Below are 865 nucleotides of genomic sequence, written 5' to 3' on the forward strand. Positions count from 1 at the left end.
TCAAATATAATAAAAAGGTCAAAAACAGAATTTATTATCGGTTAAAAGTTTTTAAGATAATATCAACTATGGGTTGCAGACTTATGGGGTAGCTGCAGCAATCAAGACCTGGTATGATAGGGTGATATTTTACCATTGTGCAAACCCCTCCAGCGTAATACAAAAGTAGGCCAGGATTAAAAGTGGAAGCAACTCAGCGAAACGCCTTGTTTTGGGGTAGCTGAATGGCGTAACAGGATTTCTAAGGCCTGTAATGGGTTCAAACCGCTTTTACCTTTATTGATTTTTGCGCCGACCGGTAATCCCTAAGCCAGCTTCATATTACACGCACTTATCGCAACAATTCTTTCTTAACGCTTCGGTTACTGATTTTTTTTAACGCTTTTGCATGAAGGCGGATGAATGACCCGGACAGCATACTAACCCGTTTAAAACGCTTGCTATTCTGATCAATACAACGGACGAAATAATACTTAGTCGGTCCGGAATGATATGTTATGATTCCACAGCGGTTTGAAAAAGAAATAGCCATAAAAATATCGATCGCTGCATTTTCCATTGAGGCAGACACCGTCGCCCCACTTGAGTTTCGGGGAATATCTATTTTACTCGACAGTGTTCGGTAAATTTCGTTGTCACTACTCCCCCACATGACGCAACAGCGCCGGGCAAATGAAAGCCCGGGCTTACCCGGGTTTGTTCAAAAAGGTTTACCTGTAAGTCCCGGAAGCCGGTAGTAAGGTCATTTTGGCCGGTAGCGACCCCATAAATGCCGGTAGCCAGGTCATTTTGTCTTGTAGCGACCCCATAAATGCCGGTAGCCAGGTCATTTTGGCCGGTAGCGACCCCATAAATGCCGGTAGCA

The 865-nt window shown here is 44.0% G+C and carries 1 protein-coding gene; it reads right to left on the bottom strand.

The genetic code is table 11. The features are described from left to right. Positions 1 to 600: 600 nt before the first annotated feature. Positions 601 to 865 (bottom strand): hypothetical protein (locus ACRD64_RS25230; protein ID WP_430937416.1); only part of this gene is annotated, 265 nt, incomplete at its 5' end.

This window comes from Saccharicrinis sp. 156, from assembly GCF_050589685.1.
In the GTDB taxonomy this organism is placed as follows: domain Bacteria; phylum Bacteroidota; class Bacteroidia; order Bacteroidales; family Marinilabiliaceae; genus Saccharicrinis.